We start from the raw sequence: 20202 nt of genomic DNA on the forward strand, positions 1-20202 counted from the left end.
GCTAATTCTACGGTGTTTTGGTAGATGATGGACTAGGAGATACTGAGGGTGGACTATGAGACGGAGAGAGATTGAACCAGCCAGCCATAGCTCCGATACCTGCAAGTAGACCTCCAAAAGCAGCGATCGCAGCTATAACATTTGTCCAATTGATTGGGCTGGGCTGAGGGGGTATAGTTGTCACAAGCTGAGGAGTTTCCGCAGTTAATCCCAATAAATCAAGCCATTCCCGCATTGATTGAGGGCGCTCTTTTGGTACTAGCTTCATACCTGCTAAAATTGCGTGGTTTGTGCGATCGCTAATCTGAGGATTCCATTCTTTTGGAGACACTAAATGTTCACCGTCCACTTTGCGCTTGACTGCATCCACAGGTGTTCTCCCCGTCAGAAGTTTATACAGAGTAGCTGCTAGTGAATAAATATCACTACACGCACGAGTTATAGTATTTCTAGCGTAAAGTTCAGGAGGCGTAAATCCATCAGACGTTTCCTTGGTTCGGCTTGTAGTTAAAATATGGTCAAAGTCCAGAGCTAAACCAAAATCGATTAGTACTGCTTCTAGCTGTCCTTCTCGATTCCGTAACAAGATATTTCCCGGATGCACATCTCGATGAATCAATTCATTTTCATGTACAACTATCAGCGCTTCTCCAATTTGCTGAATGTAATGTAGTGCATCTGGTTCTGAAAGTGTTGGTGGACGCAAGTCAGCCAAACTCACTTCATTTACATACTCCATTACCAAACACCAATGCTCTCCTTCTTTGAAAGGTTCGGCAACCTGCACTATATGTTTATGCTTACACCGACTAAGCTTTACCGCCTCTTACCAAAACATCGTCTCTAGGCGATCACGTTCTGACTGACTTAAAGACGTTAGCAAGTCATCATTTAAGGTTTTGATGACCAAGCGATCGCCATTCCTATTTCTTACCAAATAAGTAATGCCAAAGCGTCCTCTTCCTAATTCTCTTTCAATGGTGTACTTTCCACCTTGCAAGCGATCGCCAGCTATCCAAGCCACGTTTGCAACTCCCAAAATGCTTAGATTAATTCTTACACAAGAAAGACTTAATAACTTGAGTTTAGCTTTGTGGAACTAATGCGATCGCCTAACTGCCCAAATGAATGCGCGATTTACTGAAATTTTTAAATAAACTGCGGTTTGTTTACAAAATCTTTTGAAATGAATACGCGATCTACTGAAATGAGAAAGTAAAAGTTCTTTTTACTTTCTCAAACCCCAGTTTGCTTTTTCATTTTGGTGTTTTCCGCAAGCGAAAGAAGGTTTTACTTTCTCAAATCCCACTTTACTTACTCATTTTGGTGTTTTCCGCAAGCGAAAGAAGGTTTTACTTTCTCAAACCCCAGTTTGCTTACTCATTTTGGTGTTTTCCGCAAGTAAATTGTGCTGATGCTTACTAAATTTGACTTTATTGATTAAGCAATAAGGTAGAGATAAAAGAACGGATATTATTCTTTTCTAAGCAAAGCCTTCTCCTCATTATTTTCTTAATTAGTAGTTGATAAGTATAAAATTATACTTTACTATTTAGATATGAGAAAGGCGATCGCCCTCCGGGAAGAGTCTGCGATCGCCTTTCTTTAAACCCCATAGTAGGAGTCAATTATCATCATGACACAAGTGCAAAATTTCGACGATAATCAAAATTTCTCTCAAGTACAGTCAGAACAATATTTGCCTAGTGAAGACTTCGACGCACCCACTCTCAAATCTGCTCAAAATTCATCGCCTAAAAGAGAACAAATTAAACACTTATTGATTGGTTCTCCCAAAGCCGTCACCAGTACAATTCACTTTTTGCAGGTAATTGGTTATGCAAATGTCGGAGATTGGAGTCAACTAATACCAACCGAAAACCCTAATGAAGTGATGAGTATTTTAATCCGTCAGATTTTAACGCAATAACCAAAGTCAAAAACCTCCAGTTATCCAATATCGCTGGGGGTTTTTTAGTTGTATATTTTTTAGCATCGGGTGTTAGATATTAAGAGCGATCGCCTTTTTCTCCTTCTATTGCTAAACTAAAAAACAACCCTTATCCAGTGCAAAGGTAATATTATGACCTATGCAACCAATCCAGCAACCGACGAACTTACCCCTTTTCCAGATCATACGCAGCTACCAGAGTCGGATGGTAGATTTGTAAGCCAGTCGCTTGCGGGGGCATCCCCCGTTGTGCGAACTGGCGCGAAAAATTGGCAAGAACATCCGCAAAGCATTTTACTAACTGACTCAATCACCCCTGTCTTAAAGCAATTACATCCTGATGGTCAATATTGTATCGGTCAGGACTTAGGGATTTACTGGCGCTTAACTGATCCCCCGGAGAAAGGCGCAGAAGCACCAGATTGGTTCTATGCAGGAAATGTACCGCCCTTACTTGATGGACAAACGCGACGTTCCTATGTATTTTGGCGAGAACACATCGCCCCATTGATTGCTTTGGAGTTTGTTTCTGGAGATGGTAGGGAAGAACGAGATAAAACTCCTTGGAAGGGGAAATTTTGGATTTATGAGCAGGTGATTCGTCCTCCTTTTTATGGCATTTATGAAGTCAACAAAGCCAGTGTGGAAGTTTATGAATTTATTGGCGGACAATATCAGCTGTTACCAACAAATGAGCGCGGGCATTATCCTATCACACCTTTGGGAGTTGAGTTAGGCATTTGGCAAGGAGAATATCAGAATGCAGAACTGCCTTGGTTACGCTGGTGGGATTTGCAAGGTAACTTATTGTTGACTGGTGAGGAAAGAGCCGAACAAGAACGTCAAAAAAATGAACGCCTGACAGCACAATTGCGCGCTCTCGGCGTTGAACCAGAAGCCTAATATCTCATTAAAACTTGTTTAAACCATTCATTAAATATTCTTTTGTAAGTAGCGATCGCTTATACTCCTAATAACAGGTTTCACTCTACAAACGATCAATGGCAAAAGACTCAAAAGACCAGAACGCACCCATAACACTGGCAAGTTTTTAGAAACTCCTTGATTCCAAACTCGTTAGTCTAGGTCTTTCTGCGACTTTAATTGCTGTAGCAATTGATTTTGCCCGCAAGTCGGAAACTAAAATTCTCGATTATTGCAACGGTTAGTAATCTGATAACAGAAGCCTGATTTAAGTTCACGTCGAGGGCGAGACATAACAAAATTTGAGAACATAAAAATTGCTAAATCGAAGTTTAGAATAGGCTTATCACTAACAAACCTGAAATTATGGCTCAAATCTTAGTGGAAAATTTAGACCCCTTGATTCTTCAAAGATTAGAAACTCTTGCCAAACAACACGGTAGATCTTTGCAAGAGGAATTAAAATATATTCTGCAACAAGCAACTGAAAAACAAACACACTACCACAGTGGCGGCGATATGGAAAAAGCTAGAGAAGCATTAGCACGCGCTCAGGTAAGATATGCAGGAAAAACTTTCAGTGATAGTACTGAACTCATCCGTGAGGATAGAGAACGGTGAGCCGATATGTTTTAGATGCCAGTGTTGCTATAAAATGGTTTGTTCCTGAAATCCACTCTGATGCAGCTAGGCTTCTACTGGCAAATAATCATATTTTTTTAGTTCCAGATTTTTTTTTCGCAGAAGTAGCAAATGTTTTTTGGAAACGAGTACATCGCGGCGAAGATACTGCTGAGAATGCAAGACAAACTTTGGCAGATTTAAATGCAATTCCTGTAGAAATTTGCTTATCTTAGCCATTGATGCCGCTTGCTTTAGATATTGCCCTCCAGAGCGATCGCGCAGTGTATGACAGTTTATACTTAGCTGTTGCTGTAACGCAACAATGCCAAATAGTGACAGCAGATGAAAAATTTTACAATGCATTGCAAAACACTACTTACGTCAATAATCTGCTGTGGGTGGAGAATATTTAAAAGCGAGGTGTATGACACCAATTTTCACACAATAAAGTCTGGGGAGCCTGAGCCTAATTTTGTAAAACTTGTGTAGCTAATCTGGCGATCGCACTGAGTATTCTTTATTTCTCTTTCAAAGATAGACCTTTGCAAACACAAAAAGTCACAATTAGGTAAAATTGTGTAAAGTAATCTCTGCGGTTGTTAATTAAAGGTCTCATCAAATCCATGCAACTGAAACTCAGTGCATTCCGACTTCCCTTCGCACCCCTACTATTAATTGCCCCCTTTTTCCTGTGGGGAACGGCAATGGTAGCGATGAAAGGAGTAATACCCCACACCACACCCTTATTTATGGCAGGTGTCCGCCTGTTGCCAGCGGGTGTATTAATTCTGATTGTAGCCGCATTAATGGATAGATCCCAGCCTCAGGGTTGGGCTGCATGGTTGTGGATTACCTTATTTGCCTTGGTAGATGGAACGCTGTTTCAAGGCTTTTTGGCTGAGGGATTAGTGAGAACCAGTGCTGGATTAGGTTCAGTGATGATTGATTCTCAACCCTTGGCTGTGGCTTTGCTGTCGTTGTGGCTATTTCAAGAACACATCGGTTTTTGGGGATGGCTGGGGTTAGGATTGGGAGTCACAGGTATTAGTTTAATTGGCTTACCAGATGAGTGGATTTTGCATTTTTTCGACTCAGGTGTAAATGCCACAGTAGGCAACTGGCAAGATTTATTTGCTAGTGGTGAATGGTTAATGCTGTTAGCGGCGCTATCAATGGCAGTGGGAACAGTTTTAATCCGGTTTGTATGCAAATATACAGATCCTGTAACAGCTACAGGATGGCACATGATTATTGGCGGATTGCCATTATGGGGAATCTCATCAGTTTTAGAGTCGCAGCAATGGCAAAATCTCGTAGCTGCTGATTGGATAGCTTTGAGTTATGCGACAATCTTTGGTAGTGCGATCGCCTACGGATTATTTTTCTATTTTGCCTCTAGTGGTAGTCTTACTAGTCTCAGTTCTCTGACCTTCCTTACACCAGTTTTTGCCCTACTATTTGGCAATCTCTTCCTCAGCGAAGTACTTAGTTCGTTACAGTGGACGGGAGTTTTCTTGACTTTAATTAGTATCTATCTCATCAATCAGCGTGATACTTTGTCAGGAAAGCAAAACATAGCGAGTGTCGAGGAAAACACAACTACACAGCAGCCAACAGTTTTAGAAGCATCTGCTAAAAAGTCAAACCCCGTAACCTTATCGTTAAGAGAATCAGAACCAGAAATCTCACCCTAACTCACTAGTAGTCTGCCAACCCAAAATTGTCGAGTGAGTGTAGGCAGGGGAGCAGAAGAAGCAGGGGAGCAGGGAGCAGGGAGACAAGGAGAGAAGTGCGGTCTTGGGGTTTCCCCAAGTAGAGCAACTTCGGAGAGAAAGAGGTAATTTTTCTTCATCCCCCTTGCCCCCTGCCCCCTGCCCCTTGTCCTCTTCTCCATGCCCCATTACCAATGCCCCATGCCCCATATTTTTGTGTCACACTAAACGTTAACATTTGGTCAGCTTAAAGTTATTGTGATATCCATGACTTAAAAAGCACATTCAGGCTGCAACTTCCAATATGAGGCAATGCTATTCCTCAGTTTTAATATTTACCTGTTTTACTTGCCTGGGATTTTACCCAAGTCGCGCAAGCATAGCTAACCCTAACTTATTACCGCTAACAATTGCCCAAGCTAGTTCTAAAGTACCTACCCAGTCAGGTGTCCTTAAACTTGGTAGTCAAGGTTTAGATGTAAAAGTGCTGCAAACTCAATTGCAGAAATTAGGATACTACAGTGGCTCAGTAGATGGAAAATACACTCCAAGTACACAAACTGCTGTAGCTAAATTTCAAAAAGCCAAGAATTTAAAAAGAGTAGATGGCATAGCAGATTTAGCGACTAAACGCAATCTACGAGCAGCTATGGCAGCAAAATTTCAGCCTGTCAACTCTTTGGTAATTGACCCTTTTACCCCAACGCCCCAACCAACTGCCAGTATTACACCCCAACCAGCTCAAAAAGGCTTTATCTGGTGGTCTTTGTTTGGCTTAGGAATTTTAGGAAGTATTGGCGCATTCTTGTTTTTGATGAAATGGTTTCGTCAGCAAAAACAAGTACAACAATTGCCAACTTCAGAAATGAAAGCTTTAAGTCCAGCAAAAGAAGACTTTGTGACACCGCCTTTACAAAAGTTGCACAACATACCAATTCAACAGGAAAATACTGCATCTGTGATCAATCCAGAAACAGCAAAAGCATCAACTCCTACAACACTACTGCCACTAGAAAAAACTTCTCGCATACCTAAAGTCAATGTCGTTGAAGAGTTGATTCAGGATTTACGCAGTAATGATCCTAAAAAGCGGCGTAAGGCTATTTGGAGCTTGAGTCAACAAGGAGATTCGCGGGCGATTCAGCCACTGGTAAATTTGATGGTTGATGCAGACTCTCAAGAACGTAGTTTAATTTTGGCAGCTTTAGCAGAAATCAACGTTCGTATACTCAAACCGTTAAACCGGGCTTTAGCAATTTCAATGCAAGACGAAAGTCCACAAGTGCGGCAAAATGCTATTCGTGATCTGACTCGCGTGTATGACATGATGAGTCAAATGAACCAACTTTTGAGCCACGCCCTAGAAGACCCAGATGCTGAAGTGCAATCAACAGCAAAGTATGCTCTAAATCAGATGAATAAAATGCGTGGTTTGCTGACTCAACCAAGTCTACCGGAAGCTACTGAAACAGATATCTGGCAAGATGACGAAATCAGCTAAAGTTGCAATTGCAAGAAGAGAACTACCCGTCCAACAATTCGCTTCCACAAGGGTCGAGTAGACCAATTTACCATATTAACTAATTGACTGCGCTCAAAACCAGTAATGAAAATAAATCCGGTGAGCAAGATAATCGCACCCAGCCACACCAGAATGGTAGTGAGTAACTCCATTGTGAAATACAATATCGTCAGCTATAGAATTTTAATCATCGCTTTTTTAGAGGATACTCTATGACCATTTGGGTAAATGAGCAAATTGATCCGTCTGGCATGATTCATGCCTGTATTGCCTGTTGTGATGAGTCTCAAGCCAAAGATTGTCATGAATCTTTTCAACAAAATCTGACTGAAATTCAAAAATCAACTGGTTGGGTAGCACAATTGCGGACAGTCAATTCTTGGGATGAAGTTCCTGTTAATGCTTTAAAACTTGATTGAGTTTTTGTAGTATCGCTGCGATCGCTCTTACCGCATAATTGGACTACCATGATGATGAACCAAATACCACTTACCCCCCAAAAGTTGAAATATATTCGTCGCCATTGATTGTGCTTCCATCTTTTTACCCCCAATGACTTGCAATAGATTTTCTCTTAGTACCACATAACCAGTGCGATCGCTTACTTCTGTAGTAATTATATCGGTGTTAATTTCTATGTAAGCGGTACTTTTAAATATCTGTTCCCAAGAAATACGAATATCTTTCCAACCTCGTATGACATTACGTCCTGGATGAATACAAAAACTACCAGTTCCTTGTGACCATACAGCACTCATAGCCTCAATATCTTTTTTTTCAAAAGCTCGATAAAAAGCTGTATTAGCGGCTAAAATTTCAGATGTCATGGTAATAGTAAATCATAATCAGAGATTTATCTATTATCTAATAACTTTTTATTTTTCAATGAAGTTATTCATACCGTTTTTCGTGAACGACAAGATCCTCGACTTCTTGAAGAAGTCGGGGATCTAAATCTCTGAGCCTCTAATTACCAATCACGGTATAGTCTTTCTGCATAAAACATAATTTCTTCATTTGGTAATCTAATTTGGGGTTTTTGCCGAGGATATAAACTTTCAACTGCACCTGTATCTTGTTCGATAACAGTGGCTCCGGCTTGTAAAAATGAATTTTTAAACAGTAATTTCATTATAGGATTATTAAGTTTGGCATACATCAAAATAAAAGTTTTGGTGCTTTTTTCCGTTTCTGGATAAAGAACATGAGTCTGAGCAATTTCAGCAATTGGTGTTTTGGCAAAAAAAACTGTAGTTGAAGGAAAAGCGTATTCGAGCGTGTTATTAAGTTTTTTAGGAAATATACCCAAAACAGGGTTTTTGATAATTTCTTTTAATGTGTTTTTAGAGCGTTTTAATTCTTGTTCGACTTTGGCATAGTATCCTTTTTCTTCAAAAGACGTGACATTACAATATGTGATTTTAAACATTTCTTTATGAGTACCGTTTTGGTGATTGTAGTCATAGTTAACCATTAGGTTACTTAAAAAATCACCCTGAATACTCTTTTCTCCAGTTACTCCAATTAATTCGTAGTTATCTGCAATTTTCTCATACAAATCTGGAATGGGTAATCTTGGCTCAAAGCCGCCATAAGTCCAAATACAATCATTACTAACAATTATTTCTAACGGTTTAGCAATTGGCTGGTTATCTTGTTTATCGTTGTGATAAAGTCTACCTTTGCCATCAAACTCTAATGCATGAAAAGGGCAAGTAATAGTATCTCTTTCTTGGCAAATCCACCCCGATGATAAAGGGGCTTGCATGTGTGGACAAATATTATTCAGAGCAAATATTTCACCTTTTTGGTTTTGCCAAAGTACATAATCTTGACTATTTAAAGTGATTTTATGGGGTTTATTTACTTTCAGCATTGATCTGTGAGCAATTAACCAAGGTGCGCCAGGTAAAATTGATTTCATTTTGACTCCAAAAGTTCTAAATTATTTGATTTATGAAAGATTTCAATGATAAGTTAGTTGTTTGTAGTAAGGACTTTAGTCCTTATTTTCTCAATGCTAAATACTCACTACAAACCCGAAAAACTAGCTTATAAAACTACTTAATACGGTTTGGCTGCTGCTTAGTTGCATTATTGAGCTAAAAATTAGTTAACTAATTTTTTAGTTAGTTAGTTATTAATTTAATCAATCTCATCTGATATGTCAACTACTAACCAAATTTTTAGTTAAGATGTTCTCGTTATGATGATGGAAAAACGTGGGTCGTTCAATACAGTCAAAACTCTCATCTAAAAAACCGCGTCAGGTGCGTGATGCGGAGGCGACGAAAAAACAGATTTTGGATGCAGCAGAAGCAGAGTTCGCCAAAAATGGATTAAATGGGGCGCGAACAGAGGCGATCGCCAAAGGTGCAGGTGTCACCACAGCAATGATTTACTACTACTTCGAGAGCAAGGAAGGATTATATCAAGCTGTTTTGCAACGTCCGGCGCTGGAAATGCACGAGGGGTTTGAGCAGCTAAATCTAGATCAGTTTCCACCAGAAGAAGCCTTAAAGATATTGGTAAAAGAAGCGATCGCCTACGAAGCAGCTCATCCGTACCGAGGAATGCTTTGGTTTCAAGAAGCCAACCAAAATCAGGGAAAGTATTTTAAATTAGGGAATTGGCAAGAAAATTTTGCCTATCTCATCAAAATTTTAGAGCGAGGTATGTTAGAGGGCTGTTTTCGTCAAATTGATCCGTTTCTTACCACTCTCCATATTATTGGGATTTGTAACTTATACTTCAATGCTTACGAAAACATCAAACATACTAGACCTGATTTGCAACTATTGAGTCCAGAAATGATTGAGCAGCATACTCAAGCAGCGATTAATTTCATTTTGGCTGGAGTCCGAAATAATAGTAACGCTGTGCGTAATTCGTAATAATATAGCAGTCCTGAATCATTCGTGAACAACAAGATCCCCGACTTCTCAAAGAAGTCGGGGATCTGAGCTTCTCAATTGTCACAAGTCCTAATTCGTTACGCGTTGTTTCTTTTCGTTGTGGTGTGCTAGTTAGCCACAAACAAGTCCTAATAAATAAGGATAAGCGTAGGAATTTGCAGCCAGTAATTTTGAACCCTGATAAGTTTTGAGTATTAAATTAGCTGTTGCTTTGAGGTTGTCCATTAGCAGGTTATCTTTGCCAAAGGCTTCAAATGCAAGGCTCCACCAAGTATTACTCTGAATTGTTAGATTAGTAATTTCTACATTACAACCATTATCGTTAGATTCATTAGTCACAACTTGTTGTACTGAAAGGTCAGATGAAACTTTATAAGATTGGGAATAGCGAACCTTGTGGACATTTATCCAAGTTGAATTTTCTAAAACCATTGCAGGTTGAAAACTTTCTCCTGTGGGATCATTGCACATCCACTTAGCCCATTTTTCAACCTTGCCTTCTGCATATTGTCCTAAACGTACTTCACCAAACTCTGCTTTGCGCCATTTGATCTCTAGTCGTCCTTGCCGCAGCTTGATTCCTAAATAATCACACTTTGGAGCATAGAGATACTGATCTTCCCGTTCTTCTGGCGGTTGCATTCGGTCAATCAGACAATTTTGCTGAAACCAAATTTTAATGTCGGTTGGTATCGTACCAGGGTAAAACCAGCGTAATTCGTTAGTTGTAAGCATAAATTTACTTGACTAGGGGCTAGGGACTAGGGACTAGAAGCTAGGGGCTAGAGTAGTGTATTACATCCATATAAATTAAGACTAGTTGTTATTTTTCCTGCCTCCCCTGCTTCCCTTGCTTCCCCTGCCTCCCCTGCCTCCCCTGCTTCCCCCGCCTCCCCTGCTCCTCTTTCTACCCCAGTTCCCCATTTGATGGGACAATGTAAACGATAAATTACACTTGCTTTTTATTGCTCCAGCCTAAAGGAATTTGTAGAAATGTGGAAACAAATTGCGTTGACTTTGCTATTAGTGTTAAGCCTCTGCTTGAGTAATCCTGGTGTCGCTGCTGCGTCTGGATTTAATAGCTTTGTAGATACTACTGATGGCTATGAGTTTTTATACCCTAATGGCTGGTTACAGGTAAAAGTTGCCAACGGCCCCGATGTGGTGTTCCACGATTTAATTGAGGTATCTGAAAATGTGTCTGTGGTTATTAGTGCTGTTCCAGATGACAAAACTTTGACAGAACTAGGAACACCAACAGAAGTAGGATATAAGCTGGGAAAAGCTGCTCTTGCTCCTCCTGACTCTGGTCGCTCAGCTGAATTAGTCAACGCTGTAAAGAAAGAATCTGATGGTAAAACCTATTACATTCTGGAGTATTTGGTGAAACTTCCCAACCGGGAACAACGACACAATGTAGCTAACGTCGCTGTCAGCCGTGGTAAACTTTTCACCTTCAACGCCTCAATTCCTGAGAGACGTTGGCAGAGAGTCCAACGGATGATGGAAGAGGTTGTAAATTCTTTTTCAGTGTATTAGTTAAAAATCAATAGTTAAGGATATTAGTTTTCTTACCCCTATGGTCATTCCACCTTTTGTACTTGCTTCTGCTTCCCCAGCGCGACGACGCTTGCTACAAACTGTTGGTATTGAGCCGATAGTTAAACCTAGTGATTTTGATGAGTCACAAATTCAACTTAGTGAACCTGCACAGTTGGTGCAAATTTTAGCCCAACGCAAAGCTGAAACTGTAGTTACCCAGTTTGAATCAGCTTTGATTATGGGTTGTGATTCAGTTTTGGCTCTTAATGGTGAGATTTATGGTAAACCAGCGGATGCTTGTGATGCGATCGCCCGCTGGCAGTTGATGCAAGGTAACTTTGGCGATCTTTATACAGGTCATGTGTTAATTGACACTTTGCAAAACCAGACTTTAGTCAAGTGTCAAGTGACAAGAGTTTACTTTGCTCAAATGAGCGATCGCGCGATTCAAGCTTATGTCGCTACAGGTGAACCCCTCAATTGTGCTGGTGCTTTTGCTCTTGAAGGTTTTGGCAGCTTATTTGTAGAAAAAATTACAGGTTGTCACAGCAACGTGATTGGACTCAGTTTACCCTTACTGCGGCAAATGTTGGCAGAACTGGGATACGATGTCACTGATTATTGGCAGTAGTCCCTAATTCTAGTAACATCCGTCTTTGTTAGAGACTCACATTGTTAGAGGATGTTTGAAAGGTCATAAGGGAATAGGATTTTCTTGTTTCCCCCTTGTGAAAGCTGCGGTGTACACACAAGTCTTTTAGAGTTAGTCGATACATTCACAATGTCAAGTGATATCATGTCCGGATAATCGCTTACGATTAAACTCCAATCTGAAGCCACCAATGAAAACCAGTTAACCCACGAATTAAATCTTGCTGTTGAAGTAAAGACTGACAGCGATGAAATAAAATATTCTCCAAATCATTGAGTGAGTTAAACGATTGATTAGCGATTGGTTCGTCCACCAAAGTCCACAACCTTTCTGCCGGCTGTAACTCAGGTGAGTGAGAAGGCAAAAATGTTAAATGTAGTCCTTCAGGAATCTGTAAATTTTTACTGGTATGCCAGCCAGCACGGTCAACAGCTAATAAAATGTGTTTATTTTTACCTAATCCAAATTCACGAGCAAAATCAGCCAAAACCTGATTAAACAATTCTGTGTTCACGTAAGGCAGAATCCACCAATAGCTCTCTCCTGTTTTGGGATGTACAAAAGCATACAACCATAACCATTTAAACCGCCAATGGACATCAGCAATTGGTGTTTCTCCTTCAGGTACATACACTCGTCGCAAAATCGGTTTGAGTCCTAAACGATGTTCATCTTCACACCACAACTGAACTTCTGCATCTGGATAGATAGTTTGGAGTTGTTTTACTTGTGTCGCTAGTTTTTTTTCCAGGCTTCTTGCTCAAAATGATCGCTTTTAGTGTGAGACGGGCGAGGTACTCTGAGTCTAAAAGTCATCTGCCGTAATATCTCCCATCCCCTCTGTCGGCTGATCTGATTTCCTGTGACTTCAGTTAGCCAGTCTGCTACCTTTCGACCGTTCCATAGCCCTCCATCTGGTGCTTTCTCTTGTAATGCCTGCCATAACTGTGCTTGTTGCATATCATCCACTACAGGCTGTTTACCTTGGTTTAACTGCCTGCGATCGCCTAAGTATCCCACTCCAAATTCGTTGTATCTTTTTACCAATCCGTATATCCATGTTTTGCTGTAGCCTGTTATTTCCTCTACTTCTTCCGTTTTTTTACCTTGTGCTACTAACCAAATAATCTGATACTGACGGCTTTCTATGCCATCTTTAGCTTGACGATAACGTTTTTCTAGCTCTTCAATACTTAAATGTTTGGCTACACTAATTCGTTTTGGCATGACTCATCTTTGCGCTCCCTGCTTTTATCGTAAGCGATTATCCGGACATGATATGATGCATTCACAATGTCAGGCAAGCAGTTAGTAAAATTTATTGAGTTTTTAAAAACATTCACAATGTCAAGTGATGCATTCACAATGTCAGGCAATGCATTAACAATGTCAAGCTATACATTCACACTGTCAGGCGATACATTCACAATGTCAGGCAATGCATTCACAATGTCAAGCTATACATTCACAATGTCGATGCAGCAACTTGTGTGTACACCGTAGCCTTGTGAAAGAGGAGCCAGTGCGTTGGGCGGGCAATGCCCTTATTTTAATTGGACACTAGCGAAAACAGAACTGTAGGTTGGGTTGACGTAAGGAAACCCAACAAAGCAACGTAAATGTTGGGTTGCGCTATGCTTAACCCAACCTACTGGTTCATCGCATAAAATTTGATTGGTTAACTCATTTTTAGTTTTTCTTTACTTTGCGTTCTCTGCGTCCTTTGCGGTTCGTTCTTCTAACCCTCAAAATTAATGGGACAGACCACTACTAGCATGACAAGCTTAAAATGTTGGGTAAAGCGATCGCTAAAATTTGATGATTTAGAGATTTTACAGATTCAATCAACCCAGCAAATTAAGCTTGTCGCGCCACTACTATAAGTTCTATTTTGGGTTTGAAAACAGTCCCTAGTCCCTAGTCCCTTTATTTAAACTGAACGCTAGCGAAAACAGCATTAGTTTGTGAATTATTCATCGAGTAATTTAGAGGAGAACTTATCATTTCACATCCCATCCTTTGATCATTGATTAACATCAGCTCATCTCGTTGATACCAAACTGTAAATATTTGCTCTCTGCCATCATGTAAAGTCTCTGGATCAATTTGATAAATATCATTAATTCGTTTTAGTTTTAAACCCAATAAGTTTAACAATCTACCAAGTATTTTTATTGTCGAAATACTTTCTTGCTCTCTTACCAAATCAATACCCAAAACTCTTTTAATATGTTGACTATGCTGAAAAGCGACATCTTTCAGTAACAGCAAGTCAGCATCACTTTCAGTAAATCTTCTTTCTGGTTCTAGAAACTGAAGCATTCCTAAAACCCTCATTGCTTCAACTTTGCAGGTATAGGTTTTTAAATCTGGGAGGAAAACCTTACCTTCGCCCCAAGACAATTGCTGATGCCATTCTTTTTGATCTCTGATATGGAAATACTCACTTTCATGAGTCAGATAATAGTGAACCAATAATTGGTAATAATAACCTTTGTCATCGCGCAATTTCAAAAAAGAAGTGACTGCAACACCATATCTTTGTCGGAGGTTATATTTATGAATTTGGTTGCGTTCTTCTTCAGTTAAGGTATGTTTGGCTAATAGCTGCTCATGTTCGACATAATCAATATCTCTAGCATTTGCGATCGCCATTGCAGAGGATAATTGATTTTGCTGCTTAATATCTCTAATTTGACGTTTGATTTCTTTCGCTTTTTGGCGTTTTTCTGACCAATCTTTTTGAACTTGAACAATTTCTAAAATCAATCTTTTGCGCGTTGCTAAATCGCTGGGATCAGTTGCTAAAAATGCTAATCGTAAATCTCGAATAATATTGTTGTGAACAGCATTACTTCGCATCCAAATTTGATGTCCATCAGCAGTTAAGCCATCTTGCATCGATTGACGATAAAGACGAATTGACGCATTGACTCTTGCAGACAATTTTGCCCAAGTCCGTAAATGAATCGGATCATAAACCAATGGTAAATCCACATCTATTTTATGTAATGGACTGAGCAAAGCTAAATTTTCTTTTTGATTTTCTTGATACCAATTAGACAACAAACGATAATTTGTACTACCACTACCAATTAAGCCGATGCCTCGTTTAGAACACCAGACAATACGTGGTACATCGTCCCTGACTCTGGCTAATGCTTGGCGTGCTTCGGCATCAGGAATTACTCCTTGAAAAATTCCATAAACACGGTCAAAATGTTGAACATCAATACTAATGCCAGTACCGAGGCTGGGTGTCACAAAAACAGCACTATAATCAGAAATTTTTTGATTAATAGCAGCTACAAAGTCTACTGCTGCATGACCAGGAGTATTTGTGGTATGACTGCTAATTACTAGAGATTTAGGAAACTGCTGTCGTAATTTTTCTAAACGCTCTTTTAAATAACGTTCAATTGTCTCACAACTATAACGTCCAGAGCGACTATCGGTAGTGACATAGCATTTACGTCCTGCAAGTAAGTCTAGTTCTAGTTGATGAATTAGCGGTGTAGGATTTGGAGAATCGTAAAAAGTTACATCCCAGCCTCGTTGCGGTTTCCATTGATTTACTAGCACCCAAGGCATTAATTTTATGCCTGCTAACCCCTGTAAGTATTCTAAGGATACATCTGATAAATCAGCATCCTGAGCAATTACTAATCCCCCAGTTTGTAGAACTATAGAAATTAGTTGCTGAAATAATTTAAGAATCTTGATGCGTTTGTGTTTGCAAGTATCACTATTAAGCAAATGCCATAAAGATTGTTCTACTTCGTCTAAAATTACAATTGCTCCCTGCCAATCTTCAAGATTGAGTTTCCAAATAGAATCAACACATAAGCCTACAGATTTATTCAAAAAGAATGGATCAAAAATAATAGGTAATTCTTGATCGGATGTCGTTAACCAATCACTCTGATTTAATCCCCATTTAATTCCTACCTTTTCACATAAAAATTTTCCTAGTTGAATCCTGTGAGTAATTAATAATACTGGTTGACTTCTATTTTTTGCTTGATTAACAAGAGTTTGCAAAGCTGTGGTTTTACCTGTACCTTTAGCTGATTTGACTCCTACTAAACCAGAAGTGGGGAAAGAAACTTCTCCTAAATAAGGTCGGTTGATGGTGAGTGCTGCTGGAATTGTTAACTCGGTATGAGGTTTAATTTGAGCAAGGTAAATTTCTAAATCAACACTTTGGCGATAAATTTTCTCAAAATTGTTTGCACCTTTAGCAATGATAAATTCGTCAACACCTTTTTCTGTACCTGGAAGTTCAATAACTTTGACTGAGCATTTTTTCTCTTGGAACAAACAACCAAGTTGAGCAATTGCATTATTGACGGCGGCAATTTTTTGGGGTTGAGTTTCAAAGTCAAAGCAAATATAAAAAGTGCGCTTGGTAATAGCGAATGTTGCTAAGTCAGGAATCAACTGCCGATTGATAACTTTGCCAAATCTATCTTTAACAACCCGATAACCACTGGTAATTCCCGGAACTGCGATCGCAGCGTATCCTTGTGTTAATAATGCTGCTGCTTTCTTGACTCCTTCACAGATAATGATGGGTAGATTATGTTCCATCACCCATTGCCAAAAGCCTACAGCAGCGCCATTACAGTCAATTTCAATATCTGTGGGTAAAGCTAGATTGTAACGCCCACAAACTTGCTGCCAAACCGATAGCGTCACCCGCAAACAAAATATTCGTGTAGGTGTGCTGGGGGGATGCTCATATTTAATGTATTTACCCTTATGATTCATCCGGGGTTGATTCGGCTTAAAGCATCCCCATTCCATTAATTGCCAATTTTTCAAAGGGTCTAATCCAGAACACCACCAACCACCTGCGGCGATATGAGAGTAACGCTGTAACCATCCACTTTTAATCATTCCAGTGTTGGTACGCGGCAAATGCTCAGAAATTAATAGGTACTCATAAGCATTTGCGCCTTGGAGCGATTTAAAATTAAGCTGTGTTAAGTGTAAATCTATACCACTATCTGTAATTAATTCCTCAAGGTGTTGGGGATGTAAGCAATGTAGATGCATGGTGTAAGCCTTGAATGGAATGGGATGGATTTAAAATTTATCATGCATTTGCTCGTTTGTTATGGCAGAGATCATGAGAATTTAATGATACTTTTTTTACTTCGTCCTAGACGATACATCGGTGAGTGATGAAGAGAGTAGTTTTATGTGAATGCCTTGCTCAAGTAATAACCTTGTACTGTGATTTTTAGTTACTGTAAATTTTTATTTATCAGTGTATTCTCGATTTTATTTATTAACACATAGGCTGATATTTAGCAACGATGCATAGGCACTAAGTTGATTTTTGCTAAACTTTGTTTTTCAATTAAATGCAATAGTAGTAACTAGAATTGTTTAAAATAGAGGTTTAAATAACATCCAAAGTTTGTAGTGGCTGTCTTAAAAAGTCAAGCGATCGCTAAAATTCGCAAGCTAGCTAAATAATCTTCTTCAAAGCAGCTGACATTAGCAGCATATATGTGTAGACTAATTGAGGATCGATTACTATTCTTAATCTTTTACACATCCATCTATGGATAGAAAATCTAAACGCCTATTGTTGCTTGTTGTTTTTTGTAGTGTAGCTGGTGTAGTTTTAGGAGGTACAGCCAGTTGGGCGCAGAGCAGTCTTTGTTTGGAAGCCACTGAGGTAACGAATGATTGTCTGACTCAAGACCCTATTCAAAAAACTATACAAGGAATGGGTACTGGATTGGTAGCAGGGGCAGGGGCGGCTTGTGGTGCAGCATGGAATGCCCGCCACGAAGATTAGTTTTGAGAGTTTGAGTTTGTAGTAAGGACTTTAGTCCTTTCTTGATTTTATAAGGACTGAAGTCCTTACTACGAACCTACTAAAAAGTATAGTTGCGATCGCCTACCCACAAGCTAACTGGCACAGCTTTACCCTGAGGATCTACTCTCACTTTCACCACTATAGGTCGTGTCCGTCTTCTGTTTTGTTGGGCAATGCGGAAAATATCGTTATTCATCTGCTGGCGTTGTTCTTCTGGGATATTATATGTTTCTATCCCATATATGACGTAACCATCCTGATAAACACCTCTTAAGGCTACTTGATTATTTGGCAGGTAGTTGGGGAGATTACTACTCACACGTATTGGTCGCCAAGCTCTAGGAACACCACGGCCAAAGGACTGTTGCTCTTGCAAAATCACATACAAATTTGTTCCTGATAGTAATTGTCCGTTTCTACTCTGATTTCTCCTAAGTAAATCATCCCAACCAGAAAGTCTTCTTAAGTTGGCAATGCGGGAGATGTTGTAGTCCAGCGATAAAGTATAGTCCCGCAGCACTTCATCAGGGTTTACAGGTACTGTTTGTAAAATAACCTCTTTACCTGCGAGGTTAGTGTACATTGCTTGGGTGGGAACTGCGAGAATTATTCCTGTTTGTATTGCTAAGGGAATTAATAGCCGCCAAAAAGGTAAAGGTTGGTTTGCTTTTTGTTCGGTAGCAATTAAGTAATCGCGAAAAGTCAGCTTCTTAGAAAATTCCGCTTCGGGAGACAATGATTTATTTGTACTAGATTCAGAAGAGTCACTTCTCATGAGCGTAGTCCTAAAAGAAATATGGGGTAAATCAAAAGCAGAATTAGGACTGACGCAGAGATTCTCTAAACACTGAGTTGGGAAAATGATAGTGCTGAATTGAGGTATGAATTTGAAAAATTCAAAATAAAAAACTCCTAACCTTTGCGCCTTTGTGTGAGATCCGGGAAAATTAACGAACCGCCAAGAGCGCCAAGAACGCCAAGAAAGGAAAGAGAAGTTTTCATGGATGATTTAGGATTGCTGTATCACTTTCTACTGGCAGTAGTTAGGCGACGTTCAAACCAAAGTCCAGCACTAATTAATGCAGAGCCACACATAAAAAACACAAGTGACCTAAAAAGTAGGTCGGTGTCGTACTCTAGCATTCGACTAATGATTTGCAACGTGAACAATAGCATACCGCCCCAAAAGGTACGTCTGTTGTTTAATTTCAATCCTTCTTGAATTAATCCCCAAGACAATACTGCCAAAAGTACGTTGAAAATAAAACTACCGAGTTCACCAATACGGCTAATAGCTTGATGCCAAAAAGGTACTACAGCTATAAAAACAATAAAAGTGGCAATTATTGCTGTAGTAAAAACTATTTCTCGGCGGGGAGGATTATTTTTCTGGCGCAGTAGAAACAACCATTGCAATACTGCTAAACCACTAAGAATCCCTAAATCGATGATGGGAAGAGACATGAACACACTTGCGTTGCTCGTTTGCGGATAAGAATTGTAAAATGGGGCTTGCCATTGCCAACGGAAGGACAAAACATAAAAGACAAACCCAAAAGCCACCAACCCTAAATCGCGGGCTAGAGGTTGAAATAATCGGTAATTGATTGTAGGAAACAGTAAATCGTCATAACTCCAGAATAATGCAGGTGGCAGGGCAAAAGCAAAAGATGCCATCCAAGGCGCTACATCAGCAAAATTCAGTAATGGTAAGGGATTGAGGTTTAATTGCAAAGAAACAGCAAAGATCAGGGCTGCTAAGAAAAAAATCCAACGCGAACGGCAAAAATAAGCTAAAGGTACAAACAGTAGCCATGATAATAAAGGCATGTGTCTTACCACCAGCCGCACCCAAGACCATTCACCAGAAACAGTTGAATAAAAAGATAAGTCTCCTAGTCCCGCCCAATAGCCAATCTGTATGAGGATAATTGCCATAATTCCCAAGGAATTTAAGCACAGACCGTAAGCCATGAACAAAACACCAAATCCCCAAGCGAGAAACAATTCGGCAGTGGAACCGTTAATATTGGAAATCTGCGCCATGAGGGCGATGTTTGCACCTAAGATAAAGGCGCTCAAAACTAGCAATCCCTCTCCTAATAAGCGTTTGCTGCGTTGCTGTTTCTTGCTTTCAGCTTTGCTTGCTTGGTTCCAGGTGTAAAAACCAATGATTGTAGTTGTCAAAAACAAACTCATCATCAAGATGAATTTAACTTCTCGTGACCATGCCTGCCAGTTGGCGGCGACAAAGGTAATCACGCCTAAACTTAAAAGGATACTACCTATAGCGATCGCAATCATCCCAGAGCGATCGCGTGCATCAACTTCTAGGTTTTTAAATTGATAACGGTCTGCAAGTTGTTGATATTGTGAAGAGCTAATTATTCCTTCGTCTCTCCATAATAGTATTTCTTTGCGTAGTTTCTGGTGAAAATTATCTAATACCATGACCATCTCCAGGGCAGTGGGGTAATTCGGCGATCGTCGTCAAAATAGCGGTCATTAGATTTTCAGTATGCAGCCA

At 39.8% G+C, this 20202-nt stretch carries 21 protein-coding genes and 1 pseudogene; 12 read left to right on the forward strand and 10 right to left on the reverse strand.

Annotated features, from left to right (window positions below; all coding sequences use genetic code 11):
- Positions 1–7 precede the first annotated feature (7 nt).
- Positions 8–787: a serine/threonine protein kinase gene (locus tag QI031_RS01885; RefSeq protein ID WP_425526002.1), complete on the reverse strand. Its 780-nt coding sequence runs from the start codon at positions 785–787 to the stop codon at positions 8–10.
- Between the two features lie 39 nt (positions 788–826).
- Positions 827–1024 carry a hypothetical protein gene (locus QI031_RS01890; RefSeq protein ID WP_281483543.1) on the reverse strand — a complete coding sequence of 66 codons (198 nt, stop codon included), beginning with the start codon at positions 1022–1024 and terminating at the stop codon, positions 827–829.
- Positions 1025–1636: 612 nt separating this feature from the next.
- Between QI031_RS01890 and QI031_RS01895 the strand changes: the two genes are divergently transcribed.
- The 7 genes from QI031_RS01895 to QI031_RS01925 all read left to right on the forward strand — a co-directional run bounded on the left by QI031_RS01895 (position 1637) and on the right by QI031_RS01925 (position 6712).
- Complete coding sequence (locus QI031_RS01895; RefSeq protein WP_281483544.1) at positions 1637–1930, forward strand: hypothetical protein; 294 nt, start codon at positions 1637–1639, stop codon at positions 1928–1930.
- Between the two features lie 153 nt (positions 1931–2083).
- A complete protein-coding gene (locus QI031_RS01900; RefSeq protein ID WP_281483545.1) occupies positions 2084–2854 on the forward strand; it encodes a Uma2 family endonuclease in 771 nt (256 codons plus the stop codon).
- A 387-nt stretch (positions 2855–3241) separates the two neighbouring features.
- Positions 3242–3496, forward strand: coding sequence for a FitA-like ribbon-helix-helix domain-containing protein (locus QI031_RS01905; RefSeq protein ID WP_281483546.1), 255 nt, complete (start codon positions 3242–3244; stop codon positions 3494–3496).
- Positions 3493–3732, forward strand: a complete 240-nt coding sequence (locus QI031_RS01910; RefSeq protein WP_281483547.1) for a type II toxin-antitoxin system VapC family toxin — start codon at positions 3493–3495, stop codon at positions 3730–3732. The genes QI031_RS01905 and QI031_RS01910 overlap by 4 nt, the downstream gene beginning before the upstream one ends.
- Before the next feature lie 6 nt (positions 3733–3738).
- Positions 3739–3912 carry a type II toxin-antitoxin system VapC family toxin gene (locus QI031_RS01915; protein WP_281483548.1) on the forward strand — a complete coding sequence of 58 codons (174 nt, stop codon included), beginning with the start codon at positions 3739–3741 and terminating at the stop codon, positions 3910–3912.
- Positions 3913–4122: 210 nt separating this feature from the next.
- Positions 4123–5193, forward strand: coding sequence for a DMT family transporter (locus tag QI031_RS01920; RefSeq protein ID WP_281483549.1), 1071 nt, complete (start codon positions 4123–4125; stop codon positions 5191–5193).
- 322 nt (positions 5194–5515) lie between these two features.
- Complete coding sequence (locus tag QI031_RS01925) at positions 5516–6712, forward strand: peptidoglycan-binding protein (protein WP_281483550.1); 1197 nt, start codon at positions 5516–5518, stop codon at positions 6710–6712.
- On the opposite strand, the gene QI031_RS01930 is transcribed toward QI031_RS01925, so the two are convergent.
- A complete protein-coding gene (locus QI031_RS01930; protein WP_281483551.1) occupies positions 6709–6885 on the reverse strand; it encodes a hypothetical protein in 177 nt (58 codons plus the stop codon). The two genes, QI031_RS01925 and QI031_RS01930, sit on opposite strands and share 4 nt — an antisense overlap.
- A gap of 60 nt (positions 6886–6945) precedes the next feature.
- Between QI031_RS01930 and QI031_RS01935 the strand changes: the two genes are divergently transcribed.
- Positions 6946–7152 carry a glycogen debranching protein gene (locus QI031_RS01935; RefSeq protein ID WP_281483552.1) on the forward strand — a complete coding sequence of 69 codons (207 nt, stop codon included), beginning with the start codon at positions 6946–6948 and terminating at the stop codon, positions 7150–7152.
- 27 nt (positions 7153–7179) lie between these two features.
- On the opposite strand, the gene QI031_RS01940 is transcribed toward QI031_RS01935, so the two are convergent.
- Both QI031_RS01940 and QI031_RS01945 read right to left on the reverse strand, forming a co-directional pair.
- Positions 7180–7566, reverse strand: a complete 387-nt coding sequence (locus QI031_RS01940; RefSeq protein ID WP_343217880.1) for a nuclear transport factor 2 family protein — start codon at positions 7564–7566, stop codon at positions 7180–7182.
- A gap of 137 nt (positions 7567–7703) precedes the next feature.
- The gene (locus QI031_RS01945) at positions 7704–8657 is read right to left on the reverse strand and encodes a Rieske 2Fe-2S domain-containing protein (protein ID WP_281483554.1); all 954 of its coding nucleotides are present in this window, start codon (positions 8655–8657) and stop codon (positions 7704–7706) included.
- 298 nt (positions 8658–8955) lie between these two features.
- On the opposite strand from QI031_RS01945, the gene QI031_RS01950 reads away from it, so the two are divergent.
- On the forward strand, positions 8956–9627 hold the full coding sequence (locus tag QI031_RS01950; protein ID WP_281483555.1) for a TetR/AcrR family transcriptional regulator: 672 nt from the start codon (positions 8956–8958) through the stop codon (positions 9625–9627).
- 132 nt (positions 9628–9759) lie between these two features.
- Here QI031_RS01950 and QI031_RS01955 read toward each other — a convergent pair whose 3' ends face one another.
- Entirely contained in the window at positions 9760–10383 is a 624-nt protein-coding gene (locus tag QI031_RS01955; protein ID WP_281483556.1) for a hypothetical protein, read from the reverse strand.
- A 258-nt stretch (positions 10384–10641) separates the two neighbouring features.
- Here QI031_RS01955 and psbP point away from each other — a divergent pair, with 258 nt between their 5' ends.
- Positions 10642–11187, forward strand: coding sequence for a photosystem II reaction center PsbP (gene psbP, locus QI031_RS01960; RefSeq protein WP_281483557.1), 546 nt, complete (start codon positions 10642–10644; stop codon positions 11185–11187).
- Positions 11188–11227: 40 nt separating this feature from the next.
- On the forward strand, positions 11228–11821 hold the full coding sequence (locus QI031_RS01965; RefSeq protein ID WP_281483558.1) for a Maf family protein: 594 nt from the start codon (positions 11228–11230) through the stop codon (positions 11819–11821).
- Positions 11822–12008: 187 nt separating this feature from the next.
- On the opposite strand, the pseudogene QI031_RS01970 reads toward QI031_RS01965, so the two are convergent.
- Together QI031_RS01970 and QI031_RS01975 are read right to left on the reverse strand one after the other, a co-directional pair.
- Positions 12009–13069: pseudogene (locus QI031_RS01970) on the reverse strand (IS630 family transposase).
- A 699-nt stretch (positions 13070–13768) separates the two neighbouring features.
- Positions 13769–16900, reverse strand: coding sequence for a plasmid replication protein, CyRepA1 family (locus tag QI031_RS01975; RefSeq protein ID WP_281483559.1), 3132 nt, complete (start codon positions 16898–16900; stop codon positions 13769–13771).
- 514 nt (positions 16901–17414) lie between these two features.
- On the opposite strand from QI031_RS01975, the gene QI031_RS01980 reads away from it, so the two are divergent.
- On the forward strand, positions 17415–17654 hold the full coding sequence (locus QI031_RS01980; protein WP_281483560.1) for a hypothetical protein: 240 nt from the start codon (positions 17415–17417) through the stop codon (positions 17652–17654).
- Between the two features lie 79 nt (positions 17655–17733).
- Here the strand turns inward: QI031_RS01980 and QI031_RS01985 are convergent, their stop codons facing one another.
- Both QI031_RS01985 and QI031_RS01990 read right to left on the reverse strand, forming a co-directional pair.
- The gene (locus QI031_RS01985) at positions 17734–18450 is read right to left on the reverse strand and encodes a GDYXXLXY domain-containing protein (RefSeq protein ID WP_281483561.1); all 717 of its coding nucleotides are present in this window, start codon (positions 18448–18450) and stop codon (positions 17734–17736) included.
- Positions 18451–18698: 248 nt separating this feature from the next.
- On the reverse strand, positions 18699–20126 hold the full coding sequence (locus QI031_RS01990) for a DUF2157 domain-containing protein (protein WP_281483562.1): 1428 nt from the start codon (positions 20124–20126) through the stop codon (positions 18699–18701).
- Positions 20127–20202: the final 76 nt, after the last annotated feature.

Origin of the sequence: Halotia branconii CENA392 (assembly GCF_029953635.1) — a bacterium.
Lineage (GTDB): Bacteria > Cyanobacteriota > Cyanobacteriia > Cyanobacteriales > Nostocaceae > Halotia > Halotia branconii.